General features: G+C 51.9%; 16 protein-coding genes, 2 rRNA genes and 1 pseudogene. 11 read left to right on the top strand and 8 right to left on the bottom strand.

What is annotated here, in order from left to right; translation table 11 throughout:
- Positions 1-220 (top strand): 23S ribosomal RNA (locus C3432_RS25435); the annotation flags it as partial.
- A 99-nt stretch (positions 221-319) separates the two neighbouring features.
- Positions 320-435: ribosomal RNA gene (gene rrf, locus C3432_RS25430) — 5S ribosomal RNA — on the top strand.
- 101 nt (positions 436-536) lie between these two features.
- Here the strand turns inward: rrf and mobB are convergent.
- The gene (gene mobB, locus C3432_RS25425; protein ID WP_103780135.1) at positions 537-1,040 is read right to left on the bottom strand and encodes a molybdopterin-guanine dinucleotide biosynthesis protein MobB; all 504 of its coding nucleotides are present in this window, start codon (positions 1,038-1,040) and stop codon (positions 537-539) included.
- Positions 1,037-1,621, bottom strand: a complete 585-nt coding sequence (gene mobA / locus C3432_RS25420) for a molybdenum cofactor guanylyltransferase MobA (protein WP_103780133.1) — start codon at positions 1,619-1,621, stop codon at positions 1,037-1,039. Before mobA ends, mobB begins: the two co-directional genes overlap by 4 nt.
- Before the next feature lie 208 nt (positions 1,622-1,829).
- On the opposite strand from mobA, the gene C3432_RS25415 reads away from it, so the two are divergent.
- From C3432_RS25415 to dsbA, 3 genes are all read left to right on the top strand, one after another.
- Positions 1,830-2,099 (top strand): YihD family protein, encoded by a 270-nt coding sequence (locus tag C3432_RS25415; protein WP_042325406.1) that lies wholly within the window; start codon positions 1,830-1,832, stop codon positions 2,097-2,099.
- Between the two features lie 76 nt (positions 2,100-2,175).
- Positions 2,176-3,162: a serine/threonine protein kinase gene (locus C3432_RS25410; protein WP_103780131.1), complete on the top strand. Its 987-nt coding sequence runs from the start codon at positions 2,176-2,178 to the stop codon at positions 3,160-3,162.
- Between the two features lie 16 nt (positions 3,163-3,178).
- On the top strand, positions 3,179-3,802 hold the full coding sequence (gene dsbA, locus C3432_RS25405) for a thiol:disulfide interchange protein DsbA (RefSeq protein ID WP_103780129.1): 624 nt from the start codon (positions 3,179-3,181) through the stop codon (positions 3,800-3,802).
- Positions 3,803-3,814: 12 nt separating this feature from the next.
- Here dsbA and C3432_RS25400 read toward each other — a convergent pair whose 3' ends face one another.
- Positions 3,815-4,750, bottom strand: coding sequence for an acyltransferase (locus tag C3432_RS25400; RefSeq protein WP_181012978.1), 936 nt, complete (start codon positions 4,748-4,750; stop codon positions 3,815-3,817).
- A gap of 363 nt (positions 4,751-5,113) precedes the next feature.
- Here C3432_RS25400 and polA point away from each other — a divergent pair, with 363 nt between their 5' ends.
- Both polA and C3432_RS28570 read left to right on the top strand, forming a co-directional pair.
- Positions 5,114-7,900 (top strand): DNA polymerase I, encoded by a 2,787-nt coding sequence (polA, locus tag C3432_RS25390; protein ID WP_103780123.1) that lies wholly within the window; start codon positions 5,114-5,116, stop codon positions 7,898-7,900.
- 166 nt (positions 7,901-8,066) lie between these two features.
- Positions 8,067-8,114 carry a spot 42 RNA, inhibition of DNA synthesis gene (locus tag C3432_RS28570; protein WP_071892919.1) on the top strand — a complete coding sequence of 16 codons (48 nt, stop codon included), beginning with the start codon at positions 8,067-8,069 and terminating at the stop codon, positions 8,112-8,114.
- A gap of 222 nt (positions 8,115-8,336) precedes the next feature.
- On the opposite strand, the gene yihA is transcribed toward C3432_RS28570, so the two are convergent.
- Positions 8,337-8,969 (bottom strand): ribosome biogenesis GTP-binding protein YihA/YsxC, encoded by a 633-nt coding sequence (yihA, locus tag C3432_RS25385; protein WP_103780121.1) that lies wholly within the window; start codon positions 8,967-8,969, stop codon positions 8,337-8,339.
- A 381-nt stretch (positions 8,970-9,350) separates the two neighbouring features.
- Between yihA and C3432_RS28495 the strand changes: the two are divergent.
- From C3432_RS28495 to hemN, 3 genes and pseudogenes are all read left to right on the top strand, one after another.
- Positions 9,351-9,548, top strand: a pseudogene (locus C3432_RS28495) (hypothetical protein).
- Between the two features lie 117 nt (positions 9,549-9,665).
- The gene (gene yihI, locus C3432_RS25375; protein WP_103780119.1) at positions 9,666-10,184 is read left to right on the top strand and encodes a Der GTPase-activating protein YihI; all 519 of its coding nucleotides are present in this window, start codon (positions 9,666-9,668) and stop codon (positions 10,182-10,184) included.
- Positions 10,185-10,366: 182 nt separating this feature from the next.
- Positions 10,367-11,740 (top strand): oxygen-independent coproporphyrinogen III oxidase, encoded by a 1,374-nt coding sequence (gene hemN, locus C3432_RS25370; protein WP_103780117.1) that lies wholly within the window; start codon positions 10,367-10,369, stop codon positions 11,738-11,740.
- Positions 11,741-11,827: 87 nt separating this feature from the next.
- Here the strand turns inward: hemN and C3432_RS25365 are convergent, their stop codons facing one another.
- From C3432_RS25365 to glnA, 4 genes are all read right to left on the bottom strand, one after another.
- A complete protein-coding gene (locus C3432_RS25365) occupies positions 11,828-11,938 on the bottom strand; it encodes a YshB family small membrane protein (RefSeq protein WP_090050632.1) in 111 nt (36 codons plus the stop codon).
- 110 nt (positions 11,939-12,048) lie between these two features.
- Entirely contained in the window at positions 12,049-13,458 is a 1,410-nt protein-coding gene (gene glnG / locus C3432_RS25360) for a nitrogen regulation protein NR(I) (RefSeq protein ID WP_103780154.1), read from the bottom strand.
- Between the two features lie 11 nt (positions 13,459-13,469).
- Positions 13,470-14,519, bottom strand: a complete 1,050-nt coding sequence (gene glnL, locus C3432_RS25355) for a nitrogen regulation protein NR(II) (RefSeq protein WP_103780115.1) — start codon at positions 14,517-14,519, stop codon at positions 13,470-13,472.
- Between the two features lie 347 nt (positions 14,520-14,866).
- A complete protein-coding gene (gene glnA, locus C3432_RS25350) occupies positions 14,867-16,276 on the bottom strand; it encodes a glutamate--ammonia ligase (protein WP_146050971.1) in 1,410 nt (469 codons plus the stop codon).
- 366 nt (positions 16,277-16,642) lie between these two features.
- Here glnA and typA point away from each other — a divergent pair, with 366 nt between their 5' ends.
- A complete protein-coding gene (gene typA / locus C3432_RS25340) occupies positions 16,643-18,466 on the top strand; it encodes a ribosome-dependent GTPase TypA (RefSeq protein ID WP_103780111.1) in 1,824 nt (607 codons plus the stop codon).
- The last annotated feature ends 30 nt before the right edge of the window (positions 18,467-18,496 follow it).

Below are 18,496 nucleotides of genomic sequence, written 5' to 3'. Positions count from 1 at the left end.
GGTGTTCGGGTTGTCATGCCAATGGCATTGCCCGGTAGCTAAATGCGGAAGAGATAAGTGCTGAAAGCATCTAAGCACGAAACTTGCCCCGAGATGAGTTCTCCCTGACTCTTAAAGAGTCCTGAAGGAACGTTGAAGACGACGACGTTGATAGGCCGGGTGTGTAAGCGCAGCGATGCGTTGAGCTAACCGGTACTAATGAACCGTGAGGCTTAACCTTACAACGCCGAAGATGTTTTGGCGGACGAGAGACAGAAACAATATTCAGTTTGATACAGATTAGTTGATGCGCAGAATGCGTGTTGACAGACAGAATTTGCCTGGCGGCAACAGCGCGGTGGTCCCACCTGACCCCATGCCGAACTCAGAAGTGAAACGCCGTAGCGCCGATGGTAGTGTGGGGTCTCCCCATGCGAGAGTAGGGAACTGCCAGGCATCAAACAAGTAAAAAGGCCATCCGTCAGGATGGCCTTTTTGCGTTTTCGTGTACCTGAAAATGTAACATTATTCTGCATTATTCAGCTTGCCTGCGTCGGTTATCGCCCTAACCAGCGTAAAACAAATTCTGCGATCTGCGGGACATCATTAATATCTAAAACGGGGACATCCACAGAAAGTGAAATGTCACTGGCAACGGCAACAACGTGTTCATCAATGGTGAGCTCATCCACGCTATGTCCACACCCCTGACGAAACAGTAAGATCTTCGCTATCGGTTCATGCTTAAAACCTTCCACAAGCACCATATCCAGCTTTGTGGCATCCATCCGGCTGACCAGATAAGCCAAATCCAGTTCAGGCTCTTCTGGTGTTTCCGTCATCAATGCCCAGCGTTGCTGGCTGGCAACAAGAGTTTGTGCCGCACCGGCTTTGCGTAACTCGTAACTGTCCTTTCCTGGCTTATCTACATCCATATCATGGTGAGTATGTTTAATCAGGCCTGGGCGAACCCCTCTGGCGCACAGATCCGGAATCAACTTTCTGAGCAGCGTTGTTTTTCCTGTTCCACTCCATGCGGCAATCGCCAGTAATGGAATCATGGCCTCTCTTGCCATTTAGCAAGCTCCTCTGGTGTATTCACATTCACAAACGCCGACTTACAATCGCTGAAATCAACAGAATGACCATTGGCCTGTCGCATAAAGACCATTACCCGTCGCTCCCCTGACAAAAGATACGCTTGCAGCAAGGGTTGTACCGAGCGATTTACCAGAGCAATCGTGGGGTGATCTCTCTCGCCATCGTGCACCCATACTATCGGCGCATCGTAACGCTGAGCCTTTAACCGGGCAACGAGATCGTGGGGAATATAAGGCGTATCGCAGGGGCAAAACAGAAACCAGTCGCCAGCTTCCTGCTGGAAAACAGAAAGCATACCGGCCAGCGGGCCGGGGAAGTCTGCCATTGAATCTGAAATCACTCTCAGACCGCTTGCCTGGTAAATATCCTGATGACGATTGGCGCTGACAACAACAGTAGCAAGCTGTGACATAAGCGTATCGGCGACGTGTTTCCAAAGTGGTTTCCCTTTCAGATCGAGTAAACCTTTATCTGCGCCACCCATTCGCCTGGCCTTGCCACCCGCCAGCACAACCCCTGTTATCGTACTATCCAGATTCACCGATACCGCCTCTTTAATTGTGGGATTGACCCTGCTAATGTGTCTGTCTCAAGAGTAAGAGTCTATCCCATTAGGCTATTTTGTTTGCCATTTTGGACCCGGACAGTGCTCGCAATCCTGGGTATACGCTCCGGTTGTTGCGCGCTGTTCGTGTTCAAATTGTCTGCGCCAATTACGCCTGGTGGCCCAGGCTCTAAGGAGCACAACCATGAAATGTAAACGTCTGAATGAAGTTATTGAACTCCTCCAGCCTGCCTGGCAGAAAGAACCCGATCTCAACCTGATGCAATTTTTGCAGAAACTGGCCAAAGAGTCAGGTTTTGACGGCGAACTGGCGGATTTAACTGACGACATTCTGATCTATCACCTGAAAATGCGCGACTCTGCTAAAGACGCGGTGATCCCTGGTATTCAGAAAGACTACGAAGAAGATTTCAAGACGGCGCTTTTACGCGCACGCGGCGTTATTAAAGAGTAAAACCTTGTAAGCGGTGCCACCGAAAGCGCCACGAAATGATATCCTGAATCATTCGTAGTATTTTCCGGATGACGGGATGAACGACAACGCTTTTACTTTCCAGACATTACACCCGGATACCATCATGGATGCGCTGTTTGGGCAGGGGATCCGGGTGGATTCCGGTCTTACTCCGCTTAACAGCTATGAAAACCGTGTCTATCAGTTTCAGGACGAAGATCGTCGGCGTTTTGTCGTCAAGTTTTACCGGCCAGAACGTTGGTCTGCCGATCAAATTCTGGAAGAGCACCAGTTTGCGTTGGAACTGGTTGCTGATGAAGTTCCTGTAGCCGCACCGCTGGTATTTAACAGCCAGACGCTGTTAAACCACCAGGGATTTCACTATGCCATTTTTCCAAGCGTGGGTGGACGGCAGTTCGAAGCGGATAATATTGATCAAATAGAAGCCGTTGGGCGCTATCTGGGGCGACTGCACCAGATCGGCCGCAAACATCCTTTTGCTTATCGTCCTGCGATGGGTCTGCAAGAGTATCTTACCGAACCTCGTCAGCTGTTTGACGATGCACGGCTCATTCCCTCCGGACAGAAAGCTGCTTTCCTGAAAGCGACAGATACGTTGATTTCTGCCGTGACCGAGCGTTGGCACACCAATTATGACGGGCTGCGTCTGCATGGTGATTGCCATGCCGGGAATATTCTCTGGCGTGACGGTCCGCTGTTTGTTGATTTGGATGATGCCCGTAATGGTCCTGCCATTCAGGATCTGTGGATGTTACTCAATGGTGATAAAGCCGAGCAGCGCATGCAGCTCGAAACCATTATTGAGGCTTATGAAGAGGTTAGCGAGTTCGACACATCTGAAATCGGACTGATTGAACCTTTACGCGCCATGCGTTTAGTTTATTATCTTGCCTGGATTATGCGTCGTTGGGCTGACCCTGCCTTTCCGAAAAACTTCTCGTGGTTAACCGGGGAGGATTACTGGCATCGTCAGACAGCGACCTTTATCGAACAGGCTAAAGTTTTGCAAGAACCCCCCTTACAATTAACGCCAATGTATTAATCGGAGAGAGTTGATCATGAAAAAGATTTGGCTGGCGCTGGCCGGTATGGTTTTAGCTTTTAGCGCATCGGCTGCGCAGTTCGAAGACGGTAAGCAGTACACTACGCTGGAAAAGCCAGTCGCTGGTGAACCGCAGGTACTGGAGTTCTTCTCTTTCTACTGCCCGCACTGCTTCCAGTTTGAAGAAGTTCTTCATGTTTCTGACAATGTGAAGAAAAAGCTGCCGGAAGGCGTAAAAATGACCAAGTATCACGTCGAGTTTCTTGGGCCGTTGGGCAAAGATCTGACTCAGGCGTGGGCCGTGGCGATTGCGCTGGGCGTTGAAGATAAGGTGACTGTGCCACTGTTTGAAGCGGTACAGAAAACTCAGACCGTTCAGTCTGTTGCTGATATCCGTAAAGTCTTCGTTAACGCGGGTGTGAAAGGTGAAGACTACGATGCGGCGTGGAACAGCTTTGTGGTGAAATCACTGGTTGCGCAGCAGGAAAAAGCGGCTTCCGATCTGCAGCTGCAGGGCGTTCCGGCGATGTTTGTAAACGGTAAATATCAGCTGAACCCGCAGGGAATGGATACCAGCAGCATGGATATCTTCGTAGAGCAGTACGCGGATACCGTAAAATATCTGGTAGGTAAGAAATAAAAAAATCGCCGGTCACTGACCGGCGTTTTTACCTGCGGCTTTAATCTCATCTATTAGCGCGTCTTTCTCACCCCAGAGCGTATTCAACCAATGCTGAAAACGGCGCTTAAATTCTTTGTCATTCACGTAGTCGCCATGCAGCTCCTCTTTAATCGGCTGCAGGTCTACGCGTACGACAATACGCGTCAGCTTACCGCTTAGCATATCGTAGAACGGCGTACGATCGTTTTCCGGATAGCACAACGATACATTGAGCAGTTTATCGAACTGCGCCCCCAATATATTCAGCGTCATGGCGATCCCCGCCGCTTTCGGTGGCAGCAGGTTTTTATACGATGAACGGGTCTGGCGATGTTTCTCGTCGGTAAAGCGTGAGCCTTCCACAAAATTTACGATGGTTGTCGGATGAACACGAAACTTCTCACAAGAGCGCCGTGTGGTTTCCACGTCTTTACCTCGTCGCTCCGGGTGGTGAAGCAGATAACTGCGTGAATAACGCTTCATAAATGGCATATCCAGCGCCCAGCATGCCAGGCCGATAAATGGCACCCACGCCAGTTGTTGCTTGAGAAAGTACTTATTCATCGGGATATGCTTACGAAACAGAACACAAAGCACCACAATATCGGCCCAGCTGTGATGGTTGCAGATAAGCAGGTACCAGTTTTTTTTGCTTAGCCCTTCCAGCCCTTGCACATCCCATTTCAGATGAGGATTCAGGTGTAACAGTAATGCCAGGCCTTCACACCAACAGTACATCATCGCATTACAAAACTGAGACACTTTGCGCCAGACAAACGGCACGGGCAGCAGGAGTTTCACGATCCCGGCAATAATGATCGGTACAGAACAAAATACGGTGACCAGAATGGTCAATACGATACTCAGCAAAAGCGTTATTGCCGCGAGTATTCTTGTCATAATTAAATTATTCAAAAGGTTAGCCATAAACAGCACGCTAAAGCGGCGTAAGGGGCTGATTTTATCAGAAATCGGTTCAAATGATGGTTCTTCGCGAAATTGAAAATAAGCGTATATCTATCCACATCTTCTGTCTGGGCTTATTTGAGGCAGGATGTAAAACATAAAAATTTAATTTATTGAAAAATAAGTAAAAAATTAATGATGCTAAAAGCATGCTATTGAAATTAAATCGATGTAAATTATTTATACACAAAGTTATCCACAGATCGCTTTGCGAGCGATCCAGAAGATCTGCAAAAGTTTTTCGACAAATGCGGTGAAAAACTCATGTTTTCATCCGGTCTGTGGCATCCTTTACCCATAATCTGATAAACAGGCACGGACATTATGGTTCAGATCCCAGAAAACCCACTTATCCTTGTAGACGGTTCATCTTATCTCTATCGCGCTTACCACGCGTTTCCGCCGCTGACGAACAGTGCGGGAGAGCCAACGGGCGCGATGTACGGTGTCCTCAACATGCTGCGCAGCCTGATCATGCAGTATCAGCCCACGCATGCGGCAGTGGTATTTGATGCTAAGGGTAAAACCTTCCGTGATGAATTATTTGAGCATTACAAATCCCATCGTCCACCAATGCCCGACGATCTGCGTGCGCAGATTGAACCTTTGCACGCCATGGTCAAAGCGATGGGGCTGCCGTTACTGGCGGTATCCGGTGTAGAAGCGGATGATGTTATCGGTACTCTGGCGCGTGAAGCTGAGAAAGCTGGTCGTCCGGTGCTGATCAGCACCGGTGATAAAGATATGGCGCAGCTGGTAACGCCGGATATTACGCTCATCAACACCATGACTAACACGGTGCTCGGCCCGGATGAAGTGGTGACCAAGTATGGTGTTCCGCCAGAACTGATTATTGATTTTCTGGCCCTGATGGGCGACTCCTCCGATAACATCCCTGGCGTTCCGGGGGTAGGCGAGAAGACGGCTCAGGCACTGCTGCAGGGATTGGGTGGCCTGGATACGCTTTACGCAGAGTCAGACAAAATCGCCGGACTGACTTTCCGCGGTGCAAAGACTATGGCGGCGAAGCTTGAACAAAACAAAGAGGTCGCTTATCTCTCTTATCAGCTGGCTACCATCAAAACGGATGTTGAGCTGGAGTTAACCTGCGAGCAGCTTGAAGTGCAGCAGCCGGTTGCTGATGAACTACTTGGTCTGTTCAAAAAGTATGAGTTCAGGCGCTGGATCACCGATGTTGAAGCCGGGAAGTGGCTTCAGGCGAAGGGGGCTAAACCTGCGTCCAAACCGCAAGAAACGGCTGCTGTTGATGACGTGCCGGAAGCGGCTGTAGCGACACTGTCATCCGAAAATTACGTGACCATTCTGGATGAGGCAACCCTGGAAGAGTGGATTGCAAAGTTGAAGAAAGCGCCCGTCTTTGCCTTTGATACAGAAACAGACAGCCTCGATAACATCTCTGCGAATCTGGTCGGGCTTTCATTTGCTACCGAACCGGGCGTGGCAGCCTATGTCCCTGTCGCGCATGATTATCTGGATGCGCCAGATCAGATCTCCCGTGACCGGGCGCTGGAACTCCTGAAGCCGCTGCTGGAAGATGAAAACGCGAAGAAGGTCGGGCAGAATCTGAAATACGATCGCGGCATTCTGGCGAATTACGGCATTGAGCTACGCGGTATCGCTTTTGATACCATGCTTGAATCCTACATCCTGAACAGCGTCGCCGGGCGTCACGATATGGACAGCTTGTCCGATCGCTGGTTAAAGCATAAAACCATCACCTTTGAAGAGATCGCCGGGAAAGGCAAAAATCAGCTGACGTTCAACCAGATAGCCCTCGAAGAGGCTGGACGCTATGCGGCGGAAGATGCGGACGTCACCTTACAGCTGCATCTGAAAATGTGGCCGGAGCTGCAACAGCATAAAGGGCCGTTGAACATCTTCGAAAATATCGAAATGCCGCTGGTGCCGGTGCTGTCTCGCGTGGAGCGTAACGGTGTGAAGATTGACCCTGCGGTGCTGCATAAGCACTCAGAGGAGATCACGTTGCGTCTGGCTGAGCTGGAAAAGAAAGCGCATGACATTGCCGGGGAAGTGTTTAATCTCTCCTCCACCAAGCAGTTGCAGACGATCCTGTTTGAAAAACAGGGAATCAAGCCGCTGAAGAAAACGCCTGGCGGTGCGCCGTCAACCTCAGAAGAGGTGCTGGAAGAGCTGGCACTGGACTATCCTCTGCCGAAGGTCATCCTGGAGTATCGCGGACTGGCGAAGCTCAAATCGACCTACACCGATAAGCTGCCGCTGATGATCAATCCGAAAACCGGACGGGTACATACCTCCTACCATCAGGCGGTGACGGCGACGGGGCGTTTGTCTTCGACCGATCCTAACCTGCAAAATATTCCGGTACGCAATGACGAAGGACGTCGTATCCGTCAGGCGTTTATCCCGCCGAAAGATTACGTGATTGTGTCGGCGGATTACTCCCAGATTGAACTGCGTATTATGGCGCATCTCTCGCGTGACAAAGGTCTGCTCACCGCGTTTGCGGAAGGAAAAGATATTCACCGTGCAACGGCTGCCGAAGTGTTTGGTTTGCCGCTAGAAACGGTAACCAGCGAGCAGCGTCGCAGCGCCAAAGCGATTAACTTTGGTCTGATCTACGGCATGAGCGCGTTTGGCCTGGCGCGCCAGCTGAATATTCCGCGTAAAGAGGCGCAGAAGTACATGGACCTCTACTTCGAACGCTACCCTGGCGTACTGGAATATATGGAACGCACGCGTGCTCAGGCTAAAGAGCAGGGTTATGTTGAGACACTGGAAGGTCGTCGTCTCTATCTGCCGGACATCAAATCCAGCAACGGCGCACGCCGTGCTGGAGCCGAGCGTGCGGCAATCAACGCCCCGATGCAGGGTACCGCCGCAGATATCATTAAGCGTGCGATGATCGCCGTTGATGCGTGGCTGCAAACCGAGCAACCGCGCGTGCGTATGATCATGCAGGTACACGATGAACTGGTGTTTGAGGTGCACAAAGATGATCTTGATGCGGTAACGAAAAAGATCCATCAGCTGATGGAAAACTGTACGCGTATTGATGTGCCGTTACTGGTGGAGACGGGAAGTGGTGAAAACTGGGATCAAGCGCACTAAGGGGTTACTTAATAAGGCGCTTTTTTCGTAACTAAGCAACATAAGATAGAGCATTTTGTGATGATCATTAGAATTCCCTATGTAAAGGATGAAAAAAAATTACAAAAAATGCTTTCTGAGATGCCCGAAAAAGAGTAAAGTTGTTCGCGTAGGGTACAGAGGTAAGATGTTCTATCTTTCAGACCTTTTACTTCACGTAATCGGATTTGGCTGAATATTTTAGCCGCCCCAGTCAGTTTCTGACTGGGGCGTTTTTTATTTTATTCGGCATACTTCAGGTTGCATGGGCGTTGACGTTGTTACTCGGTCCATCCCTGAACCTCGCTCTGCGGGGCCGCTGCAAGCAGCGTTTAAATCTGCGCTTTTTCACCCCAGTCACTTAGTGATGTAAGCTCCTGAGGATTGACTGCATCGCCATTCGGCGTATCAATGGGGGTTACTCTGCGTCCTGCATCTCTTCAATCGGCGCCAGTTCACTGAACCAGGAATCCAGCTTCTGCCGTAACTTGTCCACACCCTGTTTTTTCAGCGAAGAAAACGTTTCAACCTGGACATCGCCGTTAAAGGCCAGTACCGCCTCACGAACCATATTCAGCTGCGCTTTACGCGCTCCGCTGGCGAGCTTATCCGCTTTGGTAAGCAGCACCAGGACCTGGATATTGCTCTCTACTGCCCACTGGATCATCTGCTGGTCGAGATCTTTTAACGGGTGGCGAATATCCATCAATACCACCAGACCCTGCAGGCTCTGGCGTTTTTCCAGATACTCGCCCAGCGAGCGCTGCCACTTGCGCTTTATCTCTTCCGGTACTTCGGCATAACCATAGCCCGGCAGGTCAACCAGACGTTTGCCATCAACGACTTCAAACAGGTTGATGAGTTGGGTACGACCTGGCGTTTTAGAGGTACGGGCCAGGCTTTTTTGATTAGTCAGCGTATTCAGTGCGCTGGATTTGCCTGCATTGGAACGGCCTGCAAAAGCCACTTCAATTCCGGTATCGGAAGGTAAATGGCGAATATCAGGCGCACTCATCACAAAGTGCGTCTGTTGATAATTCAAGTTAGTCAAAGCGGTCGTCTCCGTCAGTCAAGGCTTTGTGGCGATTATACACGTCATCCTTCAACTTGCATGTACGTTGGCGCTGTTACCCGGCCTTGCTCCTCCGGGGCCAGCGTAAGCGCTGTTCAAAACGACTACGCCGTTTTGTCCTGTTTAGCGTCATTACCTTCACTGCGGGAAAAAACGGATATTTCGATATTTGCCGGGTGTAGGTAAAAACCACTCACTTTGTGAGACATTGCCGATTGTTCTTATGCGAAATTTCAGAGTAATTGCAGCTAATAAAAAGTGATATGTCATATAAATCATAGGATTAAAGATGCGAAATAATCTGAAAAATGGAAATTATCGTCCCGGTTACTTGTTAGTTTTATCCAATCGCGTAGAGTAGTGCCCATAGCGAGGGAGCTTGAAGGATAGACGACTCAGGATGAGGGTCAGGAGCGCCAGGAGGCGAAGACACAGGATTTGTCAGGAAGACGTACGTCCGGAGACGTTAGAAAAGGAAAGGGAAATAACACGGAATGTTTCAGGCTAAGGGATAAACAGGGTGTGTTGGTAGCCTGCAGGGAATGTAAAACCCGTTAAGGGTTGTTAGACAGCAAAAAAGGCGGCAGAGTAATCTGTCGCCTTTTTTCTTTGTCTTATTTCTGCTAGATTCCGGCGCAAATATATACTGAATTAAACAGCCAAAGACGAATCACTATGAAACCAACTTCTACTACACCGCGCGGTAAAGGTCCCGCAAAGGCGCGTCGTAAAACACGCGAAGAGCTGAATCAGGAAGCTCGCGACCGTAAACGTCAGAAAAAACACCGTGGCCACACGGCAGGTAGCCGTGCGACAGGTAGTGATGCGGCAGCTTCTGGCGGTAAAAATAAGAACAAGCAACAAGATCCACGTATTGGCAGTAAAACCCCCATTCCACTGGGCGTGACCGAAAAGGTCACCAAACAGCACAAACCGAAGAGTGAGAAACCTATGCTTTCACCGCAGGCTGAGTTGGATTTACTGGAAACGGATGAGCGCCTGGATGCGCTGCTGGAACGTCTGGAAGCAGGCGAAACCCTGAGTGCGGAAGATCAGACCTGGGTGGATGCCAAACTGGATCGCATCGACGAACTGATGCAGAAACTGGGCCTCTCTTATGAAGATGACGAAGAAGAAGAGGGCGAGGACGAAAAGCAGGAAGATATGATGCGCCTGCTCAGAGGTGGCAACTAACGGGTTTACACCGTGGGCTTGCCCGTCCTGCTTATAACCCTTCCGGTTATATGTTATCTGGTGTGGTTATTCGTTAAACTACAGCGATTGTCGCGGCGACAGAAGTGGCTGCGCAGTCGGCTTATCACCCGTAGCGGTGCTAAGCCGGTACGTCGCCAGAGACGCCAACGGAAGGAGTGAGCATGTCTGACCAACTAATAGACTGGGATCTGGCCCTGATCCAGAAATATAACTATTCCGGGCCACGCTACACCTCGTACCCGACCGCGCTGGAATTCTCTGACGAGTTCGGTGAAGCCGCGTTCCTGCAAGCCGTGGCGCGTTATCCTGAGCGTCCGCTCTCGTTATACGTGCACATCCCGTTCTGCCACAAACTTTGTTACTTCTGCGGCTGTAATAAGATTGTGACCCGCCAGCAGCATAAGGCCGATCGGTATCTGGATGCGCTTGAGCAAGAAATCATTCATCGTGCGCCGCTGTTTGCCGGTCGTCATGTAAGCCAGCTGCACTGGGGCGGCGGTACGCCAACCTATCTGAATAAAGCGCAAATCAGCCGCTTAATGGGGTTGCTGCGTGAAAACTTCCATTTTAACGCTGATGCGGAGATCTCGATCGAAGTCGATCCCCGCGAGATTGAGCTGGATGTGCTCGATCATTTACGCGCGGAAGGTTTTAACCGCCTGAGCATGGGAGTGCAGGACTTCAACAAAGAGGTTCAGCGGCTGGTCAATCGCGAGCAGGATGAGGAGTTCATCTTTGCGCTGCTGAACCACGCTCGTGAAATCGGCTTTACCTCCACAAATATCGATCTGATATACGGTTTACCGAAACAGACGCCGGAAAGCTTCGCTTTTACGCTCAGGCGGGTAGCGGAGCTGAACCCTGACCGTCTGAGCGTTTTTAACTATGCGCACCTGCCGACGCTCTTTGCCGCCCAGCGAAAGATTAAAGATGCCGATCTGCCCGGCGCGCAGCAAAAGCTGGATATCTTGCAGGAGACGATCGCGTCGCTAACCGAAACGGGCTATCAGTTTATCGGTATGGATCACTTTGCCCGTCCGGATGACGAACTGGCAATTGCACAGCGTGAAGGCATTTTGCACCGGAATTTCCAGGGTTACACCACCCAGGGCGATACCGATCTGCTGGGGATGGGCGTTTCCGCCATCAGCATGATTGGCGACTGCTACGCGCAGAACCAGAAAGAGCTGAAGCTTTACTATCAGCAGGTTGATGAACGTGGAGATGCGCTATGGCGCGGTATAGCACTGACTCGTGATGACTGCATCCGCCGGGATGTCATCAAATCGCTGATCTGTAACTTCCGCCTCGAGTATGCTGCGATTGAACAGCAGTGGGATTTGAGCTTTGCTGAGTATTTCACTGATGATCTGCAACTGCTGGCACCGCTGGCGAAAGATGGGCTGGTGGCGGTAAATGAGAAGGGAATCCAGGTTACTGCGAAAGGGCGTCTGCTGATTCGTAACATCTGCATGTGCTTCGACGCCTATCTGCGCCAGAAAGCGCGTATGCAGCAGTTCTCGCGGGTGATTTAATCACGTTACCCGGAGGCGCTAACGCTTACCGGGCCTACGCTTGAAGTCACCTGTAGGCCGGATAAGCGCTAGCGCCATCCGGTAGTTTTAGCTGAACAGCCCAACCAGCGCGGCGCACAGTACGGCAGCCACTGCGGTCTGTGGCGTGTGGCTATCGACCGCACCGCTTGATAGTAGATTAATGATAGATTCCAGCATGATAACTCCCCCGTTTAGCGGGCACGATCATACTTAACTCATCGGAACAGTAAAGCGCAAAATAACCGCAATTTGCGCTCAATTATTAATCTTTACACAAGCGTGTGCGATCACTCCATTCCCAGCTCTTTCAGCTTACGCGTCAGCGTATTACGCCCCCAGCCGAGCAGCCGTGCCGCTTCCTGTTTATGACCCTGCGTATGACGTAACGCAGTCGTCAGCAACGTCCGCTCCATTTCAGGTTGGGCTTCAGAAAGCAAATCGTGATGACCGGAACGCAGCGCCCGATCTGCCCACTGCGCCAGCAGGGTGGCCCAACTGTCCGGCTGAATATGCGATGGGCTGTCCGGTACCGTGGATTCAAACAGTTCTGCTGGCAGATCCTGAATCAACACTTCCTGACCGGCTGCCATGACGGTTAACCAGCGACAGGTGTTCTCCAGCTGGCGTACGTTACCTGGCCACGCCAGACGCGTTAACGCGGTTTCGGCTTCCGGATGCAGCAACTTGGCTTCAACGCCTAATTCACGAGCCGCAACCTGCAGGAAGTGACGCGCCAGACGGGGGATATCTTCCCGGCGCTCGCGCAGCGGAGGCAGATGCACGCGAATTACGTTCAGGCGATGAAACAGATCCTCACGGAACTTGCCTTCCTGCACCCGTAGCTCCAGGTTCTGATGCGTTGCTGCGATAATGCGCACATCGACCTTCACTGGCGCATAGCCACCAACGCGGTAGAACTGCCCGTCAGCCAGCACGCGCAGCAAACGGGTCTGGACATCCAGCGGCATGTCGCCAATTTCATCCAGGAATAGCGTGCCGCCGTCGGCCTGTTCAAAGCGCCCCTGGCGGATGGCGTTAGCCCCGGTAAACGCCCCTTTCTCATGACCAAACAGCTCCGATTCAATCAGGTCCTTCGGAATCGCCGCCATGTTCAGCGCGATAAACGGCGCTTGCGCGCGCGGGCTGTGGCGGTGCAGGGCATGAGCAACCAGTTCTTTCCCGGTACCGGATTCACCGTTAATCAGCACGCTGATGGAAGAACGCGACAGCCGCCCAATAATGCGAAACACATCCTGCATGGCTGGCGCTTCGCCAATAATGTCGGTCGTCGGGCCGTTAATCTGAATATTGCGCGGCTGCTGCTGTTCCTGATAATGACTAATGGCGCGTTCAACTAACGCGACTGCCTCGTCGATATCGAAGGGTTTTGGCAGATAATCAAACGCCCCTTGTTGATAGGCGCTGACGGCGGCATCCAGATCGGAGTGGGCCGTCATTATGATGACCGGAAGCATTGGGTGGCGTTGTTTAATCTGCTTTAACAGCGCCAGGCCGTCCATTCCCGGCATACGGATATCTGACAGCAATACGTCAGGCGTTTTGCTTGCCAGCGCAGCCAGCACCTCGTTGCCGTTTTCAAAGGTGGTACAGCTGAGTCCCGCCCCGGCGAGAGCACGTTCAAGCACCCAACGGATGGAACTATCGTCATCGACTACCCAGACTATCCCTCGTTGCATAAACGTCACCTTTATTTCCTGATAGGCAGATAAACCGAGAACTCGGTATGACCTGGCCAACTGGTAAATTCAATTTTGCCGGAGTGCTGATCGATAAGGTTGCGGGCGATGGACAAACCCAGTCCGGTTCCGCCTTCGCGCCCGCTGACCATTGGATAAAACAGCGTATCCTGCAAATGGGAGGGAATGCCCGGACCGTTATCTTCCACATCGATACGCGCCGCCAGACGGTAGCGCTCTCCGTGCAGCGTGAGCTGGAAAGCCGTACGGGTGCGCAGGATAATTTCCCCACCGTTCGCTCCCAGCGCCTGCAGAGCGTTGCGCACGATGTTCAGAAGCACTTGCTCAATCTGATCCGGGTCGTGCGGTAGCTCTGGCAGGCTTGGATCATAATCACGAATCAGCCTGACGTTATCCGGTAGCTCCATAGAGACCAGCGCCACGACGCGTTCCGCCACCTTATGTATGCTTTCAGTGATATGTGTGCCTGGCAACTGCGGCCCCAGCAGTCGGTCAACCAGATTACGCAACCGGTCGGCCTGCTCGATAATCACTTTGGTGTACTCCAGCAATGACGGATCGGGCAGCGCTTTACTCAGAAGCTGCGCTGCACCACGTAAGCCGCCGAGTGGATTTTTAATCTCATGCGCCAGACCGCGCACCAGGTCGCGAGCGGCAACCTGCTGGGCATGTTGCAGCTGTTCCTGGCTCAGGCGGCGCTGATTATCCATCGGCGCCATTTCTAACAGGATCTGACCATCGGGCAGCCGCTGTGCGGTCAGGGAGAGAATATGAGAGTGCCCGTCAATGACCAGCGTCACTTCGTTATCGGTAAATCCCTGACCGGCTTCCAGACTCTCGCGCATCAGTTCGATGTTCAGCGAAAAGTAGCTTAATAGCTCAGGCAACGGCGCGCCGAACAATTTGCGGGAGCTTTGAGCGAGAAGCTGCTGTGCGGCGGGATTGGCGTAATGTATCGCCAGCTCATCGTCGACCAGCAAAATGCTGTTGATGAGAGAATTGAGGATCTGCCCAGCATCGGGCTGCGTGCCTGTTGCCATTCAGCAGTCTCCTGAAAGTAATGCACCATTTTAGTGCATTATAGCTTTTTACGGATAAAAAGCGCGTGGGATCAGATTATTGGTGGAGAAAAAAGCCCATCGTGTGATGGGCTAAAGTTTCCACGGCAACTAAAAAACTCCTGACGCCTTTCACGCCGCTGCTGCGTTGGCTTTGTTACCCGGCCCGTCCCTGGGCCTCGCCCCTGCAGGGCCGCTGCCAGCAACGTTCAAATCTGTTCCTGACAGATTTGTCGCTCACCCCAGTCACATAGCTGTCTGTGCTTCTGGGGATTTGCTCAGTTGCCGCCTTGCCGCAACGTGAAATTCGTCGGATTTTTAAGATTCGGTTAAACGCTGTAGTACAGCTCAAACTCTACCGGGTGCGGCGTCATGCGCACGCGGTCATCTTCTTCGCGACGCAGCGCAATGTACGCATCGATCGCTTCATCAGTGAACACGCCGCCCGCTTTCAGGAACTCGCGGTCCAGATCCAGTTCGTTCAGTGCTTCTTCCAGAGAGCCTGCAACCTGTGGGATCTCTTTCGCCTCTTCTGGCGGCAGGTCATACAGGTTTTTGTCCATGGCTTCGCCAGGGTGGATCTTGTTTTTAATACCGTCAAGACCCGCCATCAGCAGGGCTGCAAAACACAGGTACGGGTTAGCCGCCGGGTCCGGGAAGCGCACTTCGATACGACGCGCTTTCGGAGACGCCACTACCGGAATACGGATAGAGGCTGAACGGTTACGGGCAGAGTAGGCCAGCATAACCGGTGCTTCATAGCCTGGGACCAGTCGCTTGTAGGAGTTAGTCGTCGGGTTGGCCAGGGCGTTGATCGCTTTTGCGTGTTTGATGACGCCGCCGATGTAGTACAGCGCCTGCTCAGACAGACCTGCATATTTGTCGCCAGAGAACAGGTTAGTGCCGTTTTTCGCCAGAGACATGTGGCAGTGCATACCGGAGCCGTTATCGCCGAACATCGGTTTTGGCATAAAGGTGGCAGTTTTACCGAAGCGGTGAGCCACGTTGTGTACGACGTATTTGTAGATCTGAATTTCGTCAGCTTTTTTGGTCATGGTGTTAAAGCGGGTTGCCACTTCGTTCTGACCTGCGGTCGCCACTTCGTGGTGATGCGCTTCAACGACCAGACCCATCTGTTCCATTACCAGGCACATTTCAGAACGGATGTCCTGAGCGGAGTCTACTGGCGGAACCGGGAAATAACCGCCTTTCACTGCCGGACGGTGACCTTTGTTACCACCTTCGTATTGGGTGGAGGAGTTCCATGCGCCTTCGATATCGTCGATAGCGACGTGGGAACCGGAGATGGACGTGCCAAAACGGATGTCGTCAAACAGGAAGAATTCTGGCTCTGGCCCGAACAGTACGGTATCCGCGATACCTGTCGCGCGCAGATACTCTTCAGCGCGTTTTGCAATGGAGCGCGGGTCGCGGTCATAGCCCTGCAGCGTGCCGGGTTCCAGGATGTCGCAGCGGATGATCAACGTGGAATCAGCGAAGAACGGGTCGATAACAGCCGTTGATGCGTCCGGCATCAGAACCATGTCAGATTCATTGATACCTTTCCAGCCGCCAATTGAGGAGCCGTCAAACATTTTGCCTTCTTCAAAGAATTCGGCATTCACCTGATGAGCAGGAATAGTGACGTGCTGTTCTTTACCTTTGGTATCAGTGAAGCGTAAATCAACAAATTTCACTTCGTGCTCGTTCAGCATCGTCAAAACGTGTTCAGCGGACATACTCTAACTCTCCCGGATTGGTCATGGTCGTCGTGGAATTCTGCAAAAAAGTGGCCGTGTCGCCGTAAAAAAGATAAAGCGAAATCTGTGCCAACTTTTAAATTACCCCTAAAAGGCGTTATCATGCGCACCATCGTGCAAAAGGGCTGCACCATTGTGAGTGTGTTGCACCAATGTAGTGCTTTAATGTGAACATTAAGCACCATGTTGGTGCAATGGACAATGCATATCCCTTTTAACGCTCCGTGAAAGCGATCACAAAGGAACTCTGCAATACTTGTTTGCGGAGGATGTTTGTGATCCTGTTTTGTAGTGCGATTAATCCGTGTACAATAACGCGCTATTTCTAATGCCTGAGGCAAAGTTGTGATCGAAAATTTGCGTAATATCGCCATCATCGCGCACGTTGACCATGGTAAAACTACCCTGGTTGATAAGCTGCTGCAGCAATCCGGTACGTTCGATGCGCGTGCCGAAACCCAAGAGCGTGTGATGGACTCCAACGATTTGGAGAAAGAGCGTGGGATTACCATCCTCGCAAAAAACACCGCTATCAAATGGAATGATTACCGTATCAACATCGTTGATACCCCAGGACACGCCGACTTCGGTGGTGAAGTTGAACGTGTCATGTCCATGGTTGACTCAGTGCTGCTGGTGGTTGACGCATTTGACGGCCCGATGCCGCAGACGCGCTTCGTGACCAAAAAAGCCTTTGCTCATGGCCTGAAGCCTATTGTTGTTATCAACAAAGTTGACCGTCCTGGCGCGCGTCCGGACTGGGTTGTCGACCAGGTTTTCGACCTGTTTGTTAACCTCGACGCGACCGACGAACAGCTGGACTTCCCGATCATCTACGCTTCGGCGCTGAATGGTATCGCGGGTCTGGATCACGAAGATATGGCGGAAGACATGACGCCGCTGTATCAGGCGATTGTTGAGCACGTACCGGCACCGGACGTTGACCTGGACGGTCCGCTGCAGATGCAGATCTCTCAGCTGGACTACAACAACTACGTTGGCGTTATCGGTATCGGCCGCATCAAGCGCGGTAAAGTGAAACCGAACCAGCAGATCACTATCATCGATAGCGAAGGCAAAACCCGTAACGGTAAAGTGGGCAAAGTGCTGACTCACCTGGGGCTGGAGCGTATTGACAGCGATCTGGCGGAAGCGGGCGATATCATCGCGATCACCGGTCTGGGCGAGCTGAACATCTCTGACACCATTTGCGATCCGCAAAATGTGGAAGCACTGCCAGCGCTGTCCGTTGATGAGCCGACCGTGACCATGTTCTTCTGCGTCAATACCTCTCCGTTCTGCGGTAAAGAAGGTAAATACGTCACCTCTCGTCAGATTCTGGATCGTCTGAACAAAGAGCTGGTGCACAACGTTGCGCTGCGTGTTGATGAAACCGAAGATGCGGATGCGTTCCGCGTTTCTGGTCGTGGCGAGCTGCACCTGTCTGTTCTTATCGAGAACATGCGTCGTGAAGGTTTCGAGATGGCGGTTTCCCGTCCGAAAGTTATCTTCCGCGAAATCGATGGCCGTAAACAAGAGCCGTACGAGAACGTCACGCTGGACGTCGAAGAGCAGCACCAGGGTTCTGTGATGCAGGCGCTGGGCGAGCGTAAAGGCGACCTGAAAAACATGAATCCAGATGGTAAAGGTCGCGTACGTCTTGACTACGTGATCCCAAGCCGTGGGCTTATCGGTTTCCGTTCCGAATTCATGACCATGACCTCCGGTACCGGTCTGCTGTACTCCACCTTCAGCCATTACGACGATGTTCGTCCGGGTGACGTGGGCCAGCGTCAGAATGGTGTACTGATCTCCAACGGTCAGGGTAAAGCGGTTGCGTTTGCACTGTTCGGTCTGCAGGATCGCGGTAAGCTGTTCCTGGGTCACGGTGCTGAAGTTTACGAAGGCCAGATCATCGGTATTCACAGTCGTTCTAACGACCTGACCGTAAACTGCCTGACCGGTAAGAAACTGACCAACATGCGTGCTTCCGGTACTGATGAAGCAACGGTTCTGGTTCCGCCGGTGAAGATGACCCTGGAGCAGGCTCTGGAGTTCATCGATGACGACGAACTGGTAGAAGTTACCCCAACCTCTATCCGTATTCGTAAACGTCACCTGACAGAAAACGATCGTCGCCGCGCGAACCGTGGTGCGAAAGAAGAGTAATTAATGCTCTTGCGATGAAAAAAGCCGCTG

Source organism: Citrobacter amalonaticus (genome assembly GCF_002918555.1).
Classification (GTDB): Bacteria; Pseudomonadota; Gammaproteobacteria; order Enterobacterales; family Enterobacteriaceae; genus Citrobacter_C; species Citrobacter_C amalonaticus_A.
Note: the sequence above shows the minus strand (reverse complement) of the source record. Positions and strands in the feature narration are given on the sequence as shown.

What these genes read in the sequence shown, in the direction of transcription:
- dsbA (WP_103780129.1), top strand. Translation starts at nt 3,179, where the DNA reads ATGAAAAAGATTTGGCTGGCGCTGGCCGGTATGGTTTTAGCTTTTAGC.
- C3432_RS25365 (WP_090050632.1), bottom strand. Translation starts at nt 11,938, where the DNA reads ATGCTGGAATCTATCATTAATCTACTATCAAGCGGTGCGGTCGATAGC.
- yihI (WP_103780119.1), top strand. Translation starts at nt 9,666, where the DNA reads ATGAAACCAACTTCTACTACACCGCGCGGTAAAGGTCCCGCAAAGGCG.
- polA (WP_103780123.1), top strand. Translation starts at nt 5,114, where the DNA reads ATGGTTCAGATCCCAGAAAACCCACTTATCCTTGTAGACGGTTCATCT.
- mobB (WP_103780135.1), bottom strand. Translation starts at nt 1,040, where the DNA reads ATGATTCCATTACTGGCGATTGCCGCATGGAGTGGAACAGGAAAAACA.
- hemN (WP_103780117.1), top strand. Translation starts at nt 10,367, where the DNA reads ATGTCTGACCAACTAATAGACTGGGATCTGGCCCTGATCCAGAAATAT.
- C3432_RS25410 (WP_103780131.1), top strand. Translation starts at nt 2,176, where the DNA reads ATGAACGACAACGCTTTTACTTTCCAGACATTACACCCGGATACCATC.
- glnA (WP_146050971.1), bottom strand. Translation starts at nt 16,276, where the DNA reads ATGTCCGCTGAACACGTTTTGACGATGCTGAACGAGCACGAAGTGAAA.
- C3432_RS25415 (WP_042325406.1), top strand. Translation starts at nt 1,830, where the DNA reads ATGAAATGTAAACGTCTGAATGAAGTTATTGAACTCCTCCAGCCTGCC.
- glnG (WP_103780154.1), bottom strand. Translation starts at nt 13,458, where the DNA reads ATGCAACGAGGGATAGTCTGGGTAGTCGATGACGATAGTTCCATCCGT.
- C3432_RS25400 (WP_181012978.1), bottom strand. Translation starts at nt 4,750, where the DNA reads ATGGCTAACCTTTTGAATAATTTAATTATGACAAGAATACTCGCGGCA.
- glnL (WP_103780115.1), bottom strand. Translation starts at nt 14,519, where the DNA reads ATGGCAACAGGCACGCAGCCCGATGCTGGGCAGATCCTCAATTCTCTC.